Below are 16,337 nucleotides of genomic sequence, written 5' to 3'. Positions count from 1 at the left end.
ACGAACAGATAGCTAGCAGGGTCCATTCAAGCGGAAGTGGACACCGCCTTCTCCAACTCCACCAACGACTCCTCGAGGTGCGTGAGCATCCGCTGCAGGTGCGGGACGCTCCGCCGGCACCCGATGAGCCCGAAGTTCAGCGAATCCCCGTTGCTGGCGACGGTGATGTTCAAGGCCATGCCGTCGCACACGATCGACGCCGGGTAGATGCCGTCGAGCTTCGCGCCGTTCCAGTACAGATCCTTCGGCGATCCGGGCACATTGGAGATGATGACGTTGAACGGCGGCGGCGTGTTCCTGACGAACCCTGGCACGGGTCCGAACAGCAGCGGCAACATCGTCACCGCGCCGAATGCCAAGGACTCCAACGTGTTCAGCTCACGCATCATGTCCTTGCCTCGGGTCGTCGACCGAGTGATGCGCTGAAGCCTGGCGAGCGGATCGGCCTCGTCGGTACCCAGGTTGCACAGAATCGTCGTCACCGAATTACCGGCCGAACTGTCTCCCGGTTTACGTAACGACACGGGAACCATTGCAATCAAGGGCGATTCGGGCAGCGCGTCCTCGTCGATCAGATAGCCGCGCAGAGCTCCGGCACACATGGCGAGCACGACGTCGTTGATCGTGATGTCCAAACCTTCTGCGACGGTGCGCATTCGGGCGATCGACCACGTCTCGGCGGCGAATCGCCGTGCACCGCCGATCGGAACGTTGAACATGGTCCGGGGCGCGCGCAGCGGCAGCTGAGCACCTTCGTCGCGCAAGGCACGCAACCCGATTCGCGCGGCGGCCGGCGCAAAATCGAACAGATCGCCGACGAGCGCGAGCCCCTGGCCGACACGTTCCGTCACCCCCGGCACCGGCTTGTCGGGTTTCACACGGAACAGACTCGGATCCCACGTCGCGACGCCTGTGCGGTCGTCCGGATCCTCACTGAGAGTGTTCAGCATGAGCTTCAGGGCGGACACTCCGTCGACCAGCGAGTGATGAACCTTGGTGTAGAGCGCGACCCTGCCGTCGGCGAGCCCTTCGACGATGTACACCTCCCACATGGGTCGGTATCTGTCAAGAGGCGTACTGTGGTTCAGCGAGAGGAATTGGAACAATTCTCGAATCCTCCCGGGAGACGGAAGCACCACGCGCCGGACGTGGTATTCGAAGTCGATGTCGGTGTCACGCGACCACGCGATCTTCCCGACGACGTCGACAGGCCTGCCTGGCCGCTTGCGAAAAAGCTCGTGCACTTCGCCGCTGGTGAAGCTGCGCTGCATCTCGTCCGCGAGATCATGCGCCTCACCAGCAGGAACGAAGAGTTGGAGACCACCGACATGCATGGGATGCTCTCGCGATTCCGCAATCAGAAACATGGATTCGGTAACGGGCATCAGGGCCATGTGCGATCACCTTTACGCGTAGTTTGCATCACGGTGTGACATCGAACACGACCTTACGTTTAGAGGACCTAAGTCACGGGCTATTGTCCGTTACTAGGAGTTCCAAGCAACTGCAGATCGGAGGCGAGGACGATGAACAACGTGCTCACCGCTTTGACACGGTCGGAGTACACCCCGGCCACCTACACGTCGAGCAGAATCGACATGTCCAGCGGAAGCCTGCCGTCGAAGGCGCTCTCCGCATATCTGCAGCTCACGGTTCGGCCCTTCCTGTCCGTCTGGGCCAAGACGGCTCACCTGCCGTGGCCGATGCACGTCGTCGACTACGCCGGAAAGTTGGTGCCGCCGGTGAAGGGCACCCGGTGCCGACGCGTCGAACTTGCCGAATGTGGGGCCGAATGGGTCGCCGCCGACGGCGTCTCCGAGGACAACGTCGTGCTCTACCTGCACGGCGGCGCGTTCGTCTGTTGTGGCCTCAACACGCACCGTCGCCTCGTATCCAGGGTCTCGCAGAGCGTCGACGCACCGGTTCTGTCGGTGGACTATCGGATGATGCCGAGAAACCCCATCTCCCATGCGGTCGAGGACGGCGTCGACGCGTACCGCTTCCTGCTCTCGTCCGGCTACCGCCCCGACCAGATCTTCATCGCGGGCGACTCCGCCGGCGGATATCTGGCGTTCATGGTCGCGTTGACGCTCGGCACGCTCAATCTGCCCAAGCCTGCGGGAATCTTCGTCATGTCGCCACTGACCGACATGGACCCCACGCGCAAGATCGAGCACGAGAACGCGTCGAAATGTGCGGTGTTCCCGGCCGGCGCGGTACCCGCGTTGACGATCATGGCCGACCGCGTCGAAGCCAAGATCGTCGTCGAAGGCAAGCGCGGCCCGCGGGTGTCCCCCGTCGACGCCGACCTGAGCGGCCTGCCGCCCGTGCTCATCCAGGCCGGTTCGTCCGAAATGGTGCTCGCCGACGCCGAATTGATGGCCATCCGCCTCGAAGAAGCAGGCGTCGAGTGCGAGCTCCAGGTGTGGGAGGACCAGGTCCACGTCTTCCAAGCCGCGGACTTCCTCCCCGAGGCGCGTCGGGCGATGATCGAAATCGGCGAGTTCGTGCGAACACACAGCGCGTTCGACGCCACCTTCAGCACCGCCTGAGTAACGTTGCAGGCATGGCAGTAACAGGAAACAAAGAGGTCGACATCGAGGCCGAACCGGCAGCCGTTCTCGAGGTCCTTGCCGACGTCGAGGGCTTGCCTTCGTGGTCACCCGTCCACAAGAAGATCGAGGTCCTCGACCGCTACGACGACGGGCGTCCCCACCACGTCAAGATGGCGGTGTCGATTCTCGGCATCAACGACGAGCAGGTCGTCGAATACACGTGGTCGGACACGAAGGTGTCGTGGGACCTCGTCGAAGGCTCGCAACAGAAGTCGCAGCACGGCGAATACACGTTGACGCCGACGGCCAAGGGCACGCACGTCGCCTTCTCGCTCACCGTCGACCCGAAGATCCCGGTCCCCGGTTTCCTGGTCAAGAAGGGCACCAAGACGGTACTCGAAGCCGCGACGGAAGGCCTACGGCAGCAAGTCGTCGGCTAGTTCTCGCTCCATCCGGTCATTCCGCAGGCTCCGCTCCCGCCCTCGCCTGGAGCACGGCCTCGTACAGCTCGCGCTTGCTGACGCCGCCGACCGCCAGTTGGGCACATGCGTCCTTCAACCGCATGCCCGACGCGACGAGCTCCTCGACGTCGCCGATCAAGTCCTCCGGATCCTGCACGACGCGTTGCGCCCCGGCGAGTACGACGGTGATCTCACCGCGCACACCGTCGGCGGCCCACGCGGCGAGTTCGCCAAGGGTCCCGCGCTTGACCTCCTCGTAGGTCTTGGTGAGCTCGCGGCACACCGCCGCCCGACGGTCGGGGCCGAGCACTGCGACGGCGTCGGCGAGACATGCTTCGAGACGATGGGGTGCCTCGAAGAACACGCAGGCGCGCGGCTCTGTCTTCAGCTGCTCGAAGAACGTGGTGCGCTGGCCTTGCTTGCGTGGCGGGAAGCCGTCGAAACAGAAGCGCTCCACCGGTAGCCCGGACAACGCGAGGGCCGTCGTCACCGCCGACGGTCCCGGTAGGCACGTGACCGGCAGATCCTGCTCGACGCATGCCGCGACGAGCCGGTAGCCGGGGTCGCTGACCGACGGCATGCCCGCGTCGGTGACGAGCAGGACCTTCTTCTCTTCGCGCACGGCCTCGACGAGCATCGGGAGGCGGTTGGCCTCTACCTGGTCGTAGAAGCTGACCACCTTGCCGGTGATCGTGACCCCGAGCGCCGACGCCAACTGCTTGGTCCGACGGGTGTCCTCAGCTGCGACGACGTCGGCGCTCTCCAGCGCGTCGCGCAGTCGCTGGGACGCGTCGCCCACGTCGCCCATCGGGGTGGCAGCAAGAATCAGCATGCTCCCATCGTCCCGCACCACTGCACGCCGCCTACGATCGGCATGTGACCTTGTTGACCGAGCGCTTCGTCGTCAGTCCCGGTCCGACGTCTCGGGGGGACGATGTGTACCGCGACGACGATCGTCGACGGGGCTGGATCGTCACTCTCGTGCTGACGGCCGTCGCCGCGATCACGCGGTTCGCGATGTTGCGCTACCCGACCGACGCGGGCACGCCCGTCTTCGACGAGAAGCATTACGCGCCTCAGGGATGGCAGGTGTTGACCGGCGGGGGCATCGAGGACAATCCCGCGTACGGGCTCGTCGTGCATCCGCCCGTCGGGAAGCAGTTGATCGCCGTCGGCGAGGCGATCTTCGGCTACAACGGCTGGGGGTGGCGGTTCTCGGCTGCACTCCTCGGAACGCTGTTGGTACTGATCGTGATTCGCATCGTGCGACGGTTGGCGCGGTCGACGCTCGTCGGTGCGATCGCCGGCATTCTGCTGATCGTCGACGGGGTCACGTTCGTGTCGTCGCGCATCGGCATGCTCGACATCTTTCTGGCCTTCTTCGTGACCGCGGCGATGGGATGTCTCGTCGTCGATCGTGACGATGTCCGAGCACGGATGGCGACCGTGCGGCTCGAAGGGCGAATAGGCGCAAGCGATTTCGGACCACGCCTGGGCGTGCGGTGGTGGCGGTTCGGCGCAGGAATCCTGCTCGGGCTCGCGTGCGGCACCAAGTGGTCCGGCATCTACTTCATCGCGTTCTTCGGATTGCTCTGTGTCGCATTCGATCTCGCAGCGCGACGCGCCACCGGTGTACGACGACCATGGGCCGGCACCGCCGTCCGCGACATCGGACCCGGCCTGTATGCACTCGTCGTCATCCCGCTGATCGTGTACTTGTGCACGTACGCAGGGTGGTTCGCGAGCGAGAACGGCGTCGATCGCCATGCCGTCGGGAATCAGATCGGTACGGGTGGGCCGTTCTCGTTCGTTCCGGGCGCGCTGCGTTCGCTGTGGTACTACAGCGGCAACGTGCTCGAATTCCACTCGGGGCTGACCAACTCGGCGGGCAACCACCACCCGTGGGAGTCGAAGCCGTGGACGTGGCCGATGGGCCTGCGCCCCATGCTCTATTACTTCGCCGACGGCGAGAACGTGCAGGGCTGCTCGGCGACGTCGTGCGTCAAGGCGATCATGCTGATCGGAACCCCGGCCATGTGGTGGCTCGCGGTGCCGATGCTGTTGTGGTGCATGTGGATGATGTTCGTGCGGCGGGACTGGCGCTTCGCCGTCGTGCTGACCGGATACGCTGCCGGCTTCCTGCCGTGGTTCACCACGTTGGACCGTCAGATGTACTACTTCTACGCAGTCGCGCTCGCCCCGTTCATGGTGATGGGGTTCGCGCTGATACTCGGGCAGATTCTGGGCTCTGCGCGGGCCTCGGCCGAACGTAGAGGGACGGGCTTGTTGCTCGTCTGCCTCTACGTCGGCCTCGTGATCGCCAACTTCATCTGGCTGTGGCCCATCCTGACGGGCATGCCGATCACGCCCGAGACGTGGCAGCAGCAGCTGTGGTTGCCGTCGTGGCGCTAGCGCGCCACGTGCACGAAAATACATAGCCCCCTATGTATTTTCGTGCACATGCGCTACCGCGCCTTCGCGAAACTCGTCTTCCCACCGAACACACCGTCGAGACTGAAACGTCCGGCTCCGACGGCAGCGAGCAGCAGCGAGCCGACGCCCAGAGCGAGAACCAGTTCGTAGCCACCCTCGGAGACGAAGACGCCCAGGTCGTAGTGCACGAACAGGAATGCGCCGAGCATGTCGAGGAACAGCAGAATGCCGATGATCGGGGTGAAGATGCCCGCGACCAGTGCGATGCCGCCGATCAGTTCGACGAACGTCGCGAAGTAGGCGGACACGGCGGGCAGCGGGACGCCCATTCCTTCGAAGCCGGCTTTGGTGGCGTCGAGACCGTTGGTGTTGAGTTTCTGCCAGCCGTGGGCGATGAAGATGATGCCCAGGCCGATCCGGGCAACGAGGGTTGCGAAGTCACGGAAGATGGTCGAGTTCATGAGAAATCCTTCGGGCACGGCGATGAGACCCGACAACCCTGACATACTCTTGTTGAAGCGTCAATCTAAAGCGCGTTCGAGAAACTCTCGCACCCGCGCGTCGGACAGACCCAGCGCCCGAAGCTCCGTCACGTACGCAATCGCAGCCCGCGCCGCGCTGTCCTCCGTAGGATCTCCGCCCGACGCGATGAACGTCCCCAGCCGACCACGGGCCTCGATGACGCCCTGCGCCTCGAGCTCCTTGTACGCCTTCGCGACGGTGTGCGGGGCGATCTGCAGTTCCTCCGCGAGCCCCCGGACGGTCGGAATCTTCGTCTCTGCAATCAGTTCACCGTTTCGCACCTGCTCGAGAATCCCGGCGCGAAGCTGTTCGTACAACGGAGTCTTCGACGCCGGGTCGAGGTGAAAGCGCATGTGAAGAACCTACGCGAGCTACACGCCTGCGACCGCGTCCGCGACGGGAGTGTCACCGGAGGTCAGCATGAGCGTCTTACCGATCGCGGACGGCGTGTCCAGCAACGCCGCGATCACGTGTGCGACGTCTGCACGTGGCACAGTTCCCCGTTCGAGCGGCGGCTGCGACAACTTCACGTGCCCGGTCGGGTCGTCGTCGGTCAGTCCACCCGGGCGAACGATGGTCCACTCAAGCTTGGTACGCGCCTTGAGATCCTCTTCCGCGGCAGTCTTGGCTGCGATGTACGCCTTCCACGTGTCCTCGGCGTCGTCGGCGACGGGTTCGCCTGCTCCGAACGAGCTGACCTGCACGAAACGCTTCACGCCCGCCTTCTCGGCCGCGTCGGCGAGCAGTACCGACGCCGCGCGGTCGACGGTGTCCTTGCGCTCGATTCCGCCGGACGGTCCCGCTCCGGCGGCGAACACGGCCGCGTCGGCGTCGTGCAGGAGGGCGGCGACGTCGTCGACCGATGCGGTTTCCAAGTCGACGACCTCGGGCAACGCACCCAGTGCTGCGACGGCATTGCTGTGATCGGGGTTGCGGATCAACGCCACCGCCCGATCACCCTGAGCAGTGAGCACCTCCGTCAGCTGCTGGGCGATCTTTCCGTGTCCTCCGGCAATCACTACTCGTCGATCAGTCATTGCTCTCGCCTACCCGACAGACACGATCGACAAACAATGGCAGCATCTACGGACATGACCGCGATCATCTATCACAACCCCCGCTGCAACACCTCCCGAACGGTGCTGAAGATGATTCAGGAAGCCGGGATCGAGCCGACCGTCGTGAAGTATCTCGAGACACCGCCGACGAAGGACGGGTTGCGCAAGCTCCTCGACGACGCCGGTCTGAAGCCGTCGCAGGCCATCCGCACGAAGGAAGCCGTCTACAAGGAATTGGGGCTCGCCGACAAGTCCGACGACGAGCTGATCGCTGCGATGGTCGACAACCCGATCCTCATCGAGCGTCCGATCGTCAAGACGGACAAGGGAACTGTCCTCGCGCGTCCGGCGGAGAAGGTCACCGAGGTCCTATGACATGTGCACGAAAATACATAGCCCGCTATGTATTTTCGTGCACCTAGGCGCTGTCCCGAGAAATCGGGCACGACATACACCGCGGCCCACCCCGGCCGGAGCCGAGTTCCGATCCGCTGATCTCCAACACCTCGATGCCCGACGCGGCCAGCCGGGCGTTCGTCTCGACATTGCGCTCGTAGGCGACGACGACGCCGGGAGCAAGCGCGAGGGTGTTGTTGCCGTCGTCCCACTGTTCACGTTCAGCGGTGACGTGATCGAGTCCGGTGTCGATGACGCGTAGCTTCTCGATGCCCATGGCATCGGCCGCGGCTTCGAGGAACGGATCGGCGCCGCGGATGCGGACTCCACGATCCTCGCGGTGAATCGTGAACGCGGACAGGGTATCTCGTATCGCCGGGTACATGACGACGGCATCGGTGTCGACCATCGTGCACACGGTGTCCAGGTGCATCGAGGCACGCTCCTGAGCGATGGGCACCACCAGAACCGTGTGCGCGAGGTCGTCCTCGAACAGGCTGCGCGCCAACGCTTCCGCGCCCGCTGGCGTCGTACGCTCCCCGACGCCGACGGCGACGACACCCGGCGACAACAGCAATACGTCTCCGCCCTCGACTGGGGCCGTCCGCGATTCGTAGGCTCGCCGCACGCCGAGGAACCGCGGATGGAACGCGTAGATCAGATCGGTCAGCGACGTCTCCCTCAGCCGCGCGGGCAACGCGAGCGACGTGATCGCGACACGATTGCGAATCCAGAACGACGAGTCGCGCGTGAACAGCAGGTTGGGCAGCGGATCGATGACGAAGTCTGCGCCGTGATGCATGCGACGCACAAGTGATGCACCACCGATCTCGGGCTGGCCGGTCTCCGCGGCCAACAGCTCGTCGAACGTCATGCCCGCCATGAGAATCTGGGCGAGCTCGGGCGCCGGGATGCCGCGCAGGTGCACGGCCAGATCGTGGGCCAACGCACGTCCGAGTCGGCGCTCGTTGACCGCGGCGGAGATGCCCTGCATGCGCGCGGCGCCGCTCGACGTCAACGACTCGGTCAACAGATCCGACAACAACAGCACCTCGACGCCCCGGCCGCGCAGCAGATCCGCGAACGCGTCGTGCTCCTGCTGCGCTCGGTCGACCCACGGCACGCCGTCGAACAGCAGTTGGTCGTTGTTGCGTGGTGTGAGGCGTCTGAGCTCGTCACCGGGCCTGTGCAGCATGACGGTTCGCAGCGTTCCGACTTCCGAGTCGGCGCCCAGTTGTGCAGTCATCGCTCCATGATGCGCCTGTGGCGCCCGAGTGTGGGGACTGGCGGTACAGATCGACTATCCATCCCACGGGTGACGCAGGCGCTTACCCTCGAAGAATGCCCATGCCCGAATGGACTGTCCGCGAACTCACACCCGGCCAGCTGTCCGACCGCAGCGGAGTTGCGGTGTCCGCGCTGCACTTCTACGAGAAACAGGGCCTGATCACCAGCCGACGGACGTCGGGCAATCAGCGCCGCTACCACCGCGAGACGCTACGACGCGTCGCGTTCATCCGGATCTCGCAGAAGGTCGGGATCCCCCTCGCCGACATTCGCGACGCGTTGGCCGAGCTGCCGGAGGAACGCACGCCCACCAAACGAGATTGGGCGAAACTCTCCGGCCGCTGGCACGACGACCTGGAGCATCGCATCGCGCAGCTCATCCGCCTGCGCGACGACCTGACCGGCTGCATCGGCTGCGGATGCCTGTCACTGACGAGTTGCACCTTGGCCAACCCGCAGGACGAGCTGTCCAAGAAGGGTCCGGGCGCGCGGCGGTTGGACGTCGACCTATGACCGCGGGCGCAGCAGCTTGCTGAACTGGTCGTTGGCCTTCTGCATCACGAACTCGTAGGGCGGTGCGAACTTTCGCGCCCACCAGTATCCGAATCGGATGTCGCCCGACGAGTACACCAGGTAGCGGTTCTTGCGGATGCCCGTCAGAATCGCGTCGGCCACTTTCTCCGGGGAGACGGCGCGTTGCTCGAAGCGTCGCTGCAGCTTCTTCACGCGAGGGTCCTCGCGGTCTACGCCTGCGATCTCGACGGTGTCGACCAGCCCGGTCTTGACTCCACCCGGAACCACGAGGCTGACGCCGATGCCGTGCCGTTTGAGGTCGTAGCGCAACACCTCGGATGCGCCTCGGAGCCCGTATTTGCTGGCACTGTACGCGGCGTGCCACGGCAACGGGATCAAACCGGCCGCCGACGAGACGTTCACCAGATGTCCACCGCGCCCGGCCTTCACCATCGGCGGCACGAAGTTCTCCATCACGTGGATGGGCCCCATGAGGTTGACGTCGACCATCTTCTTCCAGTGCCGGTGCTCGAGATTCTCGATGGTCCCCCACGCAGCGACCCCGGCGACGTTCATGACGATGTCGAGGCTGTCGACCTTCTCGTGCACCTCGGTCGCGTATGCGGTGACGGCGTCGAAATCGGACACATCGAACGCCTTCGACGACGCCACCGCGCCCCCGACGGCGGCGACGGTGTCCTTCAACGACGCCTCGTCGATGTCGGTCAGGTACAGCTCGGCGCCTTCGCGTGCTGCCGCCAGAGCGGTCGCGCGGCCGATTCCGCTGCCGGCCCCCGTGATGAATGTCTTCTTGCCGCGTAGATTCGTGATGGTCATACTTTTGACTCGTCCCCCTGCTCTCGAACAGATCGACTCTTCACTGCACGATACGCGGCGGGCGGGCCGGAGCACCGGAGGTTACATGGCGATCGTCTCGAAAGGCTTCCACGGCAAGCGCCGTGGGAACGACGGCCGGATTCCGCCCGGCCAACATCTGACGACGGATTTCCCTGTGCTGTCGGCAGGTCCCACGCCGCGCGTGAGTACCGACCGCTGGGAGTTCACGATCGTCACGGAGATGGGCGAGAAGCATCGATGGAACTGGCAGCAGATGCGGGCGTTGCCGAACGACAAGCCGATGGTGGATATCCACTGTGTGACGACATGGTCCAAACTCGACACCCGATGGCGTGGCGTCTCACTCGACACCCTGCTCGACGGAATCGACACGGCGGCAACGCATGTCATGGCACATGGATACGACGGCTACACCACCAACCTCCCGATGAGCGAAATACGCGGTGGTCGTGCGTGGCTCGCGTTCGAATTCGGCGGCAAGCCGCTCGGGCCCGAACATGGCGGTCCTGCACGGCTTCTGGTACCGCATCTGTATTTCTGGAAGTCGGCGAAGTGGGTGAACAAGCTGACGTTGATGATGCGCGACGAGCCGGGATTCTGGGAACGCAACGGCTATCACGACTACGGCGATCCCTGGCAGGAACAGAGGTATCAGGGAGATTGAAATGGCTCGTGGCGACACTGATCGACAGACAGGCAGAGACGGCCAGCGCAGTGACGCTGACATTCGACGTCGACGGCTGGCCCGGACATCTCCCCGGTCAGCATGTGGACGTACGCCTGACGGCCGAGGACGGCTACAGCGCGCAGCGCAGCTACTCGATGGCGACGCCTGCCGACGGCAAGACCGTCGTGCTGACCGTGCAGACCGTCGACGACGGTGAGGTCTCGCCGTACCTGACCGATGTTCTCGAGGTCGGCCAGCAGGTGGAGGTGAAAGGCCCGATCGGCGGGTGGTTCGTGTGGGAGTCCGCGGATGCGGCGCCGGTGTTGCTCGTCGCGGGAGGATCCGGCGTCGTGCCGTTGATGGCCATGATCCGGGCGCGGATCGACTCGAGATCCGCGGCGAAGTTCCGGCTGATCTACTCCGTGCGCTCGCCGGGCGAAGTGATGTACGCGTCGGAACTCGCGGCCCTGCCCGACGGCGTCGAGGCTCACGTGCGCTACACCCGGGACGATCCAGGCGGGCAGCCGGGGCGATTGACGACCACCGACATAGCCGACCACGGATGGCCGTCGAGCATCGCCCCGCGGTGTTTCGTCTGCGGGCCGACAGGGTTCGTCGAGACGGTCGCGGACATGCTCGTCGAGCAGGGGCACATGGCGTTCCGAATCAAGACCGAACGCTTCGGCCCGATCGTGAGCACCGAAGAACGCTAGAGACGCTTGCTCATCTCTTCGCGGTAGTCGGCGATCGTGCGTTCTATGTTCGCAGCATCGGTGTCGGCGCCACGCTTGCGAGCATCGTCGGCCCGACTCTGCAGGGTGCCGATCGCTTTGCGAAGTTCGGCGTCGGACATTCTGTGATGCGTGATTGTGTGCTCCATGTCACACAGTGTCCGCCCGACGCCGACTCCCCGCAACCGACCTGGTCGCTACACGTTGATCGACGACGCCGGAACGTCGGCGGGAACGAAACTCGACAGGCTACGAGCAGCGAATTCGCGGAAGTAGCCGAGCTTGTTCGGCGGCACGAGGGACGGAAGAACCGTGTGCCAGACCTTCTCCATGCGCGACGGTGCCGTCTCCAGCGTCGACTGCGCCTCGGACACCATCAGAACGCCGGCCAGCATCTCGCACACCAGCAGTGCAGCGTTGCCCGAATCCAGATGATCGGCGACGTCACCGTGCTCGATGGCCCGATCGAAGAGGTGCTCGAAGATGTTCCCCCACGTACCGAACACGCTGCCCCGGGCGGTCTCGGATCCGTCGATCTCCATCTGCAGGCGGTACATGACACGCACGAGAGGGTCCGACGCCGCGAGCTCGAGCACCGAGTACGAGATGCCGATGACCGATTCCAGAGCGGGAGAGCGGCTGTCGACCAGGCCTGCGCATGCCGTCGAGACACGCTCGTGCCCTTCGTCGACGATCGCCTTGGCAAGTTCTTCCTTGGACGCGAAATGGAAATACAGCGCGCCCTTGGTGACTCCGGACTGCGCAGACACCTGACTCAATGTCGCATTTGCATGTCCGACTTCGAGAAAGAGGTCGGCGGCCGCGCGCAGCGCTGCCGCACGTGTTGCTTCTGCCCTCAATTGCCTAACCATGTAGCTTCACCCCTGCTCAGTTGCCTGTTTGACACCGACGCCGCCATGCTGTGATCAGTCGTGGCCTGGGCGAATCCGTAGTCTCGAACTTCGCCGAACCTGCCGCCTGTCCGGTTGCGCGAGATAATAGTAACCGCAACGAACCAATCTCCGTGATCCAGAAGTGACAATTGGGCCGCTTAATTGCCATTTCACATAACGATCGAAATAAAAAGTTCCACTTCCCCAGTTTTTGTAACGACTTCGATGTCCTCTTTGTATGCACGGAATATAGCGCCCGATTCCGTCGCCTCCTCGGCCTGCGCCCAGACGTCCTGGATCGGATCACGCAACGTACCGCTCGGTTCGAAAACGGCGTACACGCCGCTGGGAACCTCGAAGAACACATCGCCGACGGGCACATCCCCCGGCGACAGATACTTGACTGCCACGACAGCGTTGTAGATGCCGTGCTCGTCGGGAACGAAGACGGTGGTGACATCCACGTCGCCTGCCGACCGCTCCCGAATTCGCTCACGCAGGAACCGAATCAACTCACTGTTGCTGATATCGGCGCCTGGAGTGACGCGAGGCGCGACCAATCCTCCGAACAACTCCGCGGGCCTCGCGGTCACTCGATGCGTCACGCCTTGTATCCCGTCTGCTCGATCGACAGGTACAGGTCGATCTTGTACGCATGCGGGTAGTACTCGTAATCCGCGGTGAACGTGCGCGTGATCTCGCCTTCCTCCTCGGCATGGTCGATCTGCTTCCACAACCGCGTCATGATGTCGGGAAAATGGCCGACGGCCGAGAACTTGGCATATTTAGCGCGCGGGACTTTCGCGACAAGGTGTCCACGCGTCACCTGACTCAGCGCGGAACACTGATATCCGACGATTTGCGTGTTGTAGGAACCGATTCCGGGCGCGAAGTCCGTGTAGATCGACGCGAGCGGGCCCGGTATGTCCTGATTGAGTACCGACGACCACGCCACATCGAGGGCTGGATCGTTCAGCCTTCCCAAAGCCCGTTTAGGGCTACGAACCGGAAGACCGGCGACCCACGTTTCCTCGAGGTCGACAATCTCGAAAGCCATTCACACTCCACGTAGCATCTTTGCGCCGTACAACCGAGGTATCGCCCCGTGCTGGACCACACACTCCGATCACCGATGCTACCGGGCCTGATGCTGCATCGTTCTCATCACCCGCAGCATGTCACCGTGGTGTACTTGGCCAGCGACTTTTTCGTGTGCACCGCATTCGAGGAGAACCAGATGGGCCGAACCACACGGATGCCCTCCCGCTGGCCCATCTTCACGGTCGTCGCCATCGCGATCGCAACACTGCTCCTCGGCGGGTTCGGTGGCAGTTACCAAGGCAAGCTCGGCGAAGTACAGAAGAACGACAACGCGTCGTACCTCCCGGGTTCGGCGGAGTCGACCGTCGTCGCACACGAGTCCGCCGACTTCCTGCCGGTGCAGTCCATCCCCGGGTTCGTGTTGTTCGATCGAGGCACCGGCCTGACCGACGACGACAAGAGTGCCATCGAGGACGCGCGTCGCCAGATATCCGGTATCGACGGCGTCGACGGCCAGGGCATGACTCCGCCACAGTTCTCGGCCGACGGGCAGACGGCTGCTCTGTACGTGCCGCTGGTGGCGAAAGCGGACGGCGTCGACGTCGCCGGTGACGTTCTCGCCGCCACCGAGGAAAACGTCGTCGAGACTGCCCATGCTGCCGTGCCCGACGGTGTCGACGTGCTTCCTGCCGGCCCGGGCGGGTTGCTGGTCGCGTTCATCGACGCGTTCGCTGGACTCGACGGCGCATTGCTCGGCGCGGCCCTACTGGTGGTGATCCTGATTCTGTTGGTGGTCTATCGATCGCCTGTGCTGTGGGTGTTCCCGATTCTGTCTGCCGTACTCGCCGTCGGGTTGGCGTCGCTCATCATCTACTACCTCGCCAAGCACGACGTTCTGACGCTGACAGGTCAGAGCCAGGGTATTCTCTTCGTTCTCGTCATCGGCGCGGGGACGGACTATGCGCTGCTTCTGATTTCGCGCTATCGCGAGGAACTGCACGTGTATCCGAGCAGGTTCGACGCGATGATCAAGGCGTGGAAAGAGTCCGCGCCCGCCATCCTCGCATCCGCGGGCACGGTGATCGTCGGACTGCTGTGTCTGATGTTCTCCGAGCTGAATTCCAACAAGAGCCTCGGTCCGGTCGCCGCGATCGGAATCGCATGCACGGTCCTTGTCATGATGACGTTCCTGCCGGTCGCACTGTCTCTGTGCGGCAGGTGGGTGTTCTGGCCGAGGCGTCCCGAGGTCGACCATGCAGCCGATCTTGCGACGCACGGACTGTGGGGACGCATCGCCGACGCCGTCGGATCCCGGTACCGGCCCGCCTGGATCGGCGCGACGGTCCTGCTACTGCTGTGCCTGGTGGGTATTACCAGTCTCGACACCGACGGCTTGACCACCACCGAGAGTTTCACCAACGAGCCCGACGCCGTCGTCGGTCAGCAGTTGTACACGGCGAAATTCGACCCGGGCACCGGCGCTCCGGCCGTCATCGTCACCGCGCAGGATTCGGCCGACGAGGTCATTCGTGTCGCCGGGCAGACCGAAGGTGTTGCGCAGGCACCCGGATCCGTCTGTGTACAAGTCGATTTCGCGAAGCTCGCCGATCTGATCGCCACGGTCGGACCGTCAGCGCTTGCAGGACAGACGGGGTGCCCGCCGCCGACGCTGCAGGTACAACCCGTCGACGGGCGAATCCTGATCAACGCGACGCTCGCCGACGCGCCGGACTCCCCCGCCGCACTGGACACCGTGGAGCGACTGCGCGCCGCACTGCACCCGATCGACGACACCCTGGTAGGCGGTAATTCGGCTGCGACGCTCGACGTGCAGGCGGCGTCGGTGCACGACCGGAATCTGATCATCCCGATCGTGCTGGTCGTCATCTTCGTCGTGCTGTCGATTCTGTTGCGCGCGTTGCTGATTCCGTTGATTCTCATCGCGACGGTCGTGCTGTCGTTCGCGGCGACGCTCGGTGTCAGCGGCTGGATGTTCACGCACGTGTTCCACTTCGCCGGCGCCGATCAGTCGTTCCCGCTGTTCGCGTTCGTCTTCCTCGTCGCGCTCGGCATCGACTACAACATCTTCCTGATGACGCGCGTCCGCGAGGAGACGCTCGTTCACGGAACGCGCCCGGGCATTCTGCGTGGACTCGCCGTCACGGGTGGAGTCATCACGTCGGCAGGCGTCGTCCTGGCCGCCACATTCGCGGTGCTCGGGGTTCTCCCGCTCGTTTTCCTCGCCGAAATCGGGTTCGCCGTCGCATTCGGGGTTCTGCTGGACACCATCGTGGTGCGCAGCATCCTGGTTCCCGCACTGTCCTACGACATCGGGCGGGCGATCTGGTGGCCGTCGGCGTTGGCTCGGAGTGCGCCGAAGTAGTCCTGGGAAAAACCACCATGCGTTGGTTCCCGGGTAGTGCCCTGCCCCAAGAGACAAGAATTCATACAACGAACCGCATACACGGTCGGCTTCCATGCGGTACTAATACTCATGGTTGGTCGGCACTCGGCAAATCAACCGGTCCACACGCTCCATCCACTGAAACAAGGGGTTTTCCGAATGGATCTCGCAGCTATCATCTCCAGCTTCCTCGCGACCGGCAGCTCCACCGGAAGCTCTGCCTCCGACATTCCGATCATCGAGCTGCTCGGTGCCCTCGGATCGGGTTCCGCTTCCTGATCTCACACCGAACGCAAACAGGCCCGGTCGACACTGTCGACCGGGCCTGTTTCTCGTGGTGGAGCTGAGGGGAATCGAACCCCTGACCTTCTCGATGCGAACGAGACGCGCTACCAACTGCGCCACAGCCCCTCACGGCCCAAGACCGCTGCGCAACAGTATCAAAACACCGCGTGTTCCACGAAACCCGGGGTGATCTGTCGCGTAGCTGTGGCGAGATCTACTTCGGTGCCGTAACA

The 16,337-nt window shown here is 63.9% G+C and carries 19 protein-coding genes and 1 tRNA gene; 8 read left to right on the top strand and 12 right to left on the bottom strand.

Translation table 11 applies throughout. The features are described 5' to 3' along the window. Positions 1-26: 26 nt before the first annotated feature. Positions 27-1,394, bottom strand: a complete 1,368-nt coding sequence (locus CHB96_RS05185) for a WS/DGAT/MGAT family O-acyltransferase (protein WP_089243686.1) — start codon at positions 1,392-1,394, stop codon at positions 27-29. Between the two features lie 132 nt (positions 1,395-1,526). On the opposite strand from CHB96_RS05185, the gene CHB96_RS05180 reads away from it, so the two are divergent. After that, a complete protein-coding gene (locus tag CHB96_RS05180) occupies positions 1,527-2,552 on the top strand; it encodes an alpha/beta hydrolase (RefSeq protein WP_089243684.1) in 1,026 nt (341 codons plus the stop codon). Positions 2,553-2,566: 14 nt separating this feature from the next. Beyond that, on the top strand, positions 2,567-2,995 hold the full coding sequence (locus CHB96_RS05175; protein ID WP_089243682.1) for an SRPBCC family protein: 429 nt from the start codon (positions 2,567-2,569) through the stop codon (positions 2,993-2,995). Positions 2,996-3,011: 16 nt separating this feature from the next. On the opposite strand, the gene rsmI is transcribed toward CHB96_RS05175, so the two are convergent. Continuing rightward, positions 3,012-3,848, bottom strand: coding sequence for a 16S rRNA (cytidine(1402)-2'-O)-methyltransferase (gene rsmI, locus CHB96_RS05170; RefSeq protein ID WP_089243680.1), 837 nt, complete (start codon positions 3,846-3,848; stop codon positions 3,012-3,014). 104 nt (positions 3,849-3,952) lie between these two features. On the opposite strand from rsmI, the gene CHB96_RS05165 reads away from it, so the two are divergent. Then, the gene (locus tag CHB96_RS05165) at positions 3,953-5,428 is read left to right on the top strand and encodes a dolichyl-phosphate-mannose--protein mannosyltransferase (RefSeq protein ID WP_245865275.1); all 1,476 of its coding nucleotides are present in this window, start codon (positions 3,953-3,955) and stop codon (positions 5,426-5,428) included. A 53-nt stretch (positions 5,429-5,481) separates the two neighbouring features. Here the strand turns inward: CHB96_RS05165 and CHB96_RS05160 are convergent, their stop codons facing one another. From CHB96_RS05160 to CHB96_RS05150, 3 genes are read right to left on the bottom strand one after another with little or no spacing between them, the layout of a single operon-like run. Next, the gene (locus tag CHB96_RS05160; protein ID WP_089243931.1) at positions 5,482-5,910 is read right to left on the bottom strand and encodes a DoxX family protein; all 429 of its coding nucleotides are present in this window, start codon (positions 5,908-5,910) and stop codon (positions 5,482-5,484) included. Positions 5,911-5,970: 60 nt separating this feature from the next. Beyond that, positions 5,971-6,324, bottom strand: coding sequence for a GntR family transcriptional regulator (locus CHB96_RS05155; RefSeq protein ID WP_089243676.1), 354 nt, complete (start codon positions 6,322-6,324; stop codon positions 5,971-5,973). Between the two features lie 18 nt (positions 6,325-6,342). After that, complete coding sequence (locus CHB96_RS05150) at positions 6,343-7,008, bottom strand: NAD(P)H-binding protein (protein WP_176444142.1); 666 nt, start codon at positions 7,006-7,008, stop codon at positions 6,343-6,345. 54 nt (positions 7,009-7,062) lie between these two features. On the opposite strand from CHB96_RS05150, the gene arsC reads away from it, so the two are divergent. After that, positions 7,063-7,404, top strand: coding sequence for an arsenate reductase (glutaredoxin) (arsC, locus tag CHB96_RS05145; protein ID WP_089243672.1), 342 nt, complete (start codon positions 7,063-7,065; stop codon positions 7,402-7,404). A 43-nt stretch (positions 7,405-7,447) separates the two neighbouring features. On the opposite strand, the gene arcA is transcribed toward arsC, so the two are convergent. Further along, on the bottom strand, positions 7,448-8,671 hold the full coding sequence (arcA, locus tag CHB96_RS05140) for an arginine deiminase (protein ID WP_089243670.1): 1,224 nt from the start codon (positions 8,669-8,671) through the stop codon (positions 7,448-7,450). Positions 8,672-8,766: 95 nt separating this feature from the next. Between arcA and soxR the strand changes: the two genes are divergently transcribed. Continuing rightward, the gene (soxR, locus tag CHB96_RS05135; RefSeq protein WP_089243668.1) at positions 8,767-9,225 is read left to right on the top strand and encodes a redox-sensitive transcriptional activator SoxR; all 459 of its coding nucleotides are present in this window, start codon (positions 8,767-8,769) and stop codon (positions 9,223-9,225) included. Here soxR and CHB96_RS05130 read toward each other — a convergent pair. After that, on the bottom strand, positions 9,220-10,062 hold the full coding sequence (locus CHB96_RS05130) for an SDR family oxidoreductase (RefSeq protein ID WP_089243666.1): 843 nt from the start codon (positions 10,060-10,062) through the stop codon (positions 9,220-9,222). The two genes, soxR and CHB96_RS05130, sit on opposite strands and share 6 nt — an antisense overlap. An 85-nt stretch (positions 10,063-10,147) precedes the next feature. Here CHB96_RS05130 and CHB96_RS29935 point away from each other — a divergent pair, with 85 nt between their 5' ends. Then, the gene (locus CHB96_RS29935; protein ID WP_089243664.1) at positions 10,148-10,747 is read left to right on the top strand and encodes a sulfite oxidase-like oxidoreductase; all 600 of its coding nucleotides are present in this window, start codon (positions 10,148-10,150) and stop codon (positions 10,745-10,747) included. 8 nt (positions 10,748-10,755) lie between these two features. Further along, complete coding sequence (locus CHB96_RS05120) at positions 10,756-11,463, top strand: ferredoxin reductase (protein WP_245865241.1); 708 nt, start codon at positions 10,756-10,758, stop codon at positions 11,461-11,463. Here CHB96_RS05120 and CHB96_RS29575 read toward each other — a convergent pair. The 4 genes from CHB96_RS29575 to CHB96_RS05105 form a co-directional block, all read right to left on the bottom strand. Next, positions 11,460-11,630, bottom strand: coding sequence for a hypothetical protein (locus CHB96_RS29575; RefSeq protein ID WP_176444141.1), 171 nt, complete (start codon positions 11,628-11,630; stop codon positions 11,460-11,462). The genes CHB96_RS05120 and CHB96_RS29575 overlap by 4 nt on opposite strands. Positions 11,631-11,678: 48 nt before the next feature. Beyond that, entirely contained in the window at positions 11,679-12,353 is a 675-nt protein-coding gene (locus CHB96_RS05115) for a ScbR family autoregulator-binding transcription factor (protein ID WP_176444140.1), read from the bottom strand. Positions 12,354-12,544: 191 nt separating this feature from the next. Then, positions 12,545-12,979, bottom strand: a complete 435-nt coding sequence (locus CHB96_RS05110) for an effector binding domain-containing protein (RefSeq protein ID WP_245865239.1) — start codon at positions 12,977-12,979, stop codon at positions 12,545-12,547. After that, positions 12,976-13,431, bottom strand: a complete 456-nt coding sequence (locus CHB96_RS05105; RefSeq protein ID WP_089243660.1) for an effector binding domain-containing protein — start codon at positions 13,429-13,431, stop codon at positions 12,976-12,978. Before CHB96_RS05105 ends, CHB96_RS05110 begins: the two co-directional genes overlap by 4 nt. A 180-nt stretch (positions 13,432-13,611) precedes the next feature. Here CHB96_RS05105 and CHB96_RS05100 point away from each other — a divergent pair, with 180 nt between their 5' ends. Continuing rightward, positions 13,612-15,798: an MMPL family transporter gene (locus tag CHB96_RS05100; RefSeq protein WP_089243925.1), complete on the top strand. Its 2,187-nt coding sequence runs from the start codon at positions 13,612-13,614 to the stop codon at positions 15,796-15,798. A gap of 356 nt (positions 15,799-16,154) precedes the next feature. Here CHB96_RS05100 and CHB96_RS05095 read toward each other — a convergent pair. Continuing rightward, positions 16,155-16,230: transfer RNA gene (locus CHB96_RS05095), tRNA-Ala, on the bottom strand. Between the last annotated feature and the right edge of the window lie 107 nt (positions 16,231-16,337).

This window comes from Rhodococcoides kyotonense, assembly GCF_900188125.1.
GTDB lineage: Bacteria > Actinomycetota > Actinomycetes > Mycobacteriales > Mycobacteriaceae > Rhodococcoides > Rhodococcoides kyotonense.
The sequence above is the reverse complement of the archived record's forward strand: the minus strand, read 5'-3'. Positions and strand labels throughout refer to the sequence as shown.

What these genes read in the sequence shown, in the direction of transcription:
- CHB96_RS05100 (WP_089243925.1), top strand. Translation starts at nt 13,612, where the DNA reads ATGGGCCGAACCACACGGATGCCCTCCCGCTGGCCCATCTTCACGGTC.
- CHB96_RS05175 (WP_089243682.1), top strand. Translation starts at nt 2,567, where the DNA reads ATGGCAGTAACAGGAAACAAAGAGGTCGACATCGAGGCCGAACCGGCA.
- CHB96_RS05130 (WP_089243666.1), bottom strand. Translation starts at nt 10,062, where the DNA reads ATGACCATCACGAATCTACGCGGCAAGAAGACATTCATCACGGGGGCC.
- CHB96_RS29935 (WP_089243664.1), top strand. Translation starts at nt 10,148, where the DNA reads ATGGCGATCGTCTCGAAAGGCTTCCACGGCAAGCGCCGTGGGAACGAC.
- CHB96_RS05180 (WP_089243684.1), top strand. Translation starts at nt 1,527, where the DNA reads ATGAACAACGTGCTCACCGCTTTGACACGGTCGGAGTACACCCCGGCC.
- arcA (WP_089243670.1), bottom strand. Translation starts at nt 8,671, where the DNA reads ATGACTGCACAACTGGGCGCCGACTCGGAAGTCGGAACGCTGCGAACC.
- CHB96_RS05155 (WP_089243676.1), bottom strand. Translation starts at nt 6,324, where the DNA reads ATGCGCTTTCACCTCGACCCGGCGTCGAAGACTCCGTTGTACGAACAG.
- CHB96_RS05150 (WP_176444142.1), bottom strand. Translation starts at nt 7,008, where the DNA reads ATGACTGATCGACGAGTAGTGATTGCCGGAGGACACGGAAAGATCGCC.
- soxR (WP_089243668.1), top strand. Translation starts at nt 8,767, where the DNA reads ATGCCCATGCCCGAATGGACTGTCCGCGAACTCACACCCGGCCAGCTG.
- CHB96_RS05105 (WP_089243660.1), bottom strand. Translation starts at nt 13,431, where the DNA reads ATGGCTTTCGAGATTGTCGACCTCGAGGAAACGTGGGTCGCCGGTCTT.
- rsmI (WP_089243680.1), bottom strand. Translation starts at nt 3,848, where the DNA reads ATGCTGATTCTTGCTGCCACCCCGATGGGCGACGTGGGCGACGCGTCC.
- CHB96_RS05185 (WP_089243686.1), bottom strand. Translation starts at nt 1,394, where the DNA reads ATGGCCCTGATGCCCGTTACCGAATCCATGTTTCTGATTGCGGAATCG.
- CHB96_RS29575 (WP_176444141.1), bottom strand. Translation starts at nt 11,630, where the DNA reads ATGGAGCACACAATCACGCATCACAGAATGTCCGACGCCGAACTTCGC.
- CHB96_RS05160 (WP_089243931.1), bottom strand. Translation starts at nt 5,910, where the DNA reads ATGAACTCGACCATCTTCCGTGACTTCGCAACCCTCGTTGCCCGGATC.
- arsC (WP_089243672.1), top strand. Translation starts at nt 7,063, where the DNA reads ATGACCGCGATCATCTATCACAACCCCCGCTGCAACACCTCCCGAACG.
- CHB96_RS05115 (WP_176444140.1), bottom strand. Translation starts at nt 12,353, where the DNA reads ATGGTTAGGCAATTGAGGGCAGAAGCAACACGTGCGGCAGCGCTGCGC.